At 45.3% G+C, this 1,782-nt stretch carries 2 protein-coding genes; one reads left to right on the forward strand and one right to left on the reverse strand.

Translation table 11 applies throughout. The features are described 5' to 3' along the window. Positions 1 to 864, reverse strand: an 864-nt coding sequence (locus R7E47_RS24140) for an IS5-like element ISVal1 family transposase (protein WP_318085182.1), incomplete at its 3' end; no start/stop codon positions are given. A gap of 433 nt (positions 865 to 1,297) precedes the next feature. On the opposite strand from R7E47_RS24140, the gene R7E47_RS24145 reads away from it, so the two are divergent. Beyond that, positions 1,298 to 1,782: sulfite exporter TauE/SafE family protein (locus R7E47_RS24145; protein ID WP_318085184.1), on the forward strand; the 485-nt coding region annotated here is incomplete at its 3' end.

Here is a 1,782-nt window from a genome sequence, read left to right on the forward strand (position 1 = left end):
AATCATGGCGTAAGTTTCACCAACCTGAGCATTGTAGTTTCTCAGACTTAATCGCCCACCTAGCAACTGCTTCACGCGATACATGGCTGTTTCAGAGAGCGAACGCTTGTGATAACCATACCGCTTTTTCCACTTCTTGTTGGAGCCGTAGAGCTTCTGACAACCTACTGCTAAATTGCGAGGGTGTCCTTGCTCCCAGAAGGCAGCCCCTTCTCGTGGCGGGATAAGCGGAACCGCTCGCTTGATCCGTATGGCATCATGGCAATTCCTTGTGTCATAAGCGCCATCGCCTGATATCTCAATGATTTTGCGACGTGTCTGCTTGAGTAAGTTGGGGAGCACTTCGGCATCGGTTACGTTAGATAAGCTCAGCTCTGCTGCGACTATTTCGTGGGTGCTTGTATCTACCGCGATATGCAGCTTACGCCAGACTCTTCGCTTCCCATCAGTTCCATGCTTCTTGACCTTCCATTCACCTTCGCCATAAACCTTGAGGCCAGTGGCATCAATTGCTAGGTGTTGTATTGCTCCTCTGGTTTTGGTTTTAAATGAAACCTCAACTTCCTTAGCTCGGCGGCTTATACAGGTGTAGTGCGGGCAAACAAGCGGGATGTTAGCCAGCTTAAATACAGAGTCTAGAAAACCTTGTAGCGCTCTCAACGGCATAGAGAAAACGCGTTTTACCATCAGTGCTGTAGTAATGGCTAAGTCGCTGAATCGGCGAGGTCTACCACGCTTGCCTTGTTTGTTTTGCTTCCACTCAGCTATCGCTTCCTCATCAATCCAAAAAGTCAGAGAACCACGGTTGATTAAGGCTTTATTGTACTGCTTCCAGTTAGTTGTTTTGTAACGAGGTTTCGGCATAAGGCTACGATGATTAACTGATGTAACCGATCAGATCGTAACTTCCTGATTTAGTTCCATCGAATTACGCAACAAAGCCGTAAAAAAGTAAATAACTGTACGCTTTTTTGTTGTGGAAATAAGTACAGTATTGATAAAAGGGTCAGCATTATAGAGCGATGCAAAATAAAGCGCTAGAGCTCGACATCAATCATTTTGATGATTTTATCAACGGTATATGTGTTGTTTTGGTATACAGTGCATTCAGTTTTCTGTAAGAAAAGCCTTACGTTGGTAGTGAGGTTAGCGAAAATGAATGTTGTCTAAAAACAGACAAATAGATTGTCTTTTCATGGTCATTGAGGAATGCTACGCAAGGCGGGCTTAGGCAATTATCTCGAAATTCGATAAGTCTAGCGCCCTTATTGATTGTCTGAATATAAGAATAATCTAGATGGAATTTGATTCGGTTAACTTGCTTGCGATGGGACTGATTTTTCTCGGTTCTTTTGTCCAAACTGCGATTGGTTTTGGCTTAGCCATTGTGGCCGCGCCATTGCTCATTCTATGGGCGCCCGAATATGTGCCTGCACCTATCTGTTTGGTCGCGTTGTTTATTTCGATCATGAATGCGCTGAAACATCGCAGTAGCGTCGAAATCGGTGGTTTAAAAATGGCATTGATTGGCCGAGTTCCCGGTTCTATTGCTGGTGGCTTCATGCTGTTCTTTGTCTCCACTCAAGCACTGACGTTATGGATCGGTTTACTCGTTCTATTCGCGGTTATCGTTAGTGTGCTTCCGTTTCGTATTGAACCAACACCCCAGCGTATGACGTTAGCTGGATTTTTCTCCGGTTTGTTTGGTACCAGCTCGGCAATCGGTGGCCCTCCGATGGCATTGCTACTGCAGCATCAAGAAGCGAACCAGTTACGCGGTAA

The organism is Vibrio sp. Vb1026, from assembly GCF_033338745.1.
GTDB lineage: Bacteria > Pseudomonadota > Gammaproteobacteria > Enterobacterales > Vibrionaceae > Vibrio > Vibrio alginolyticus.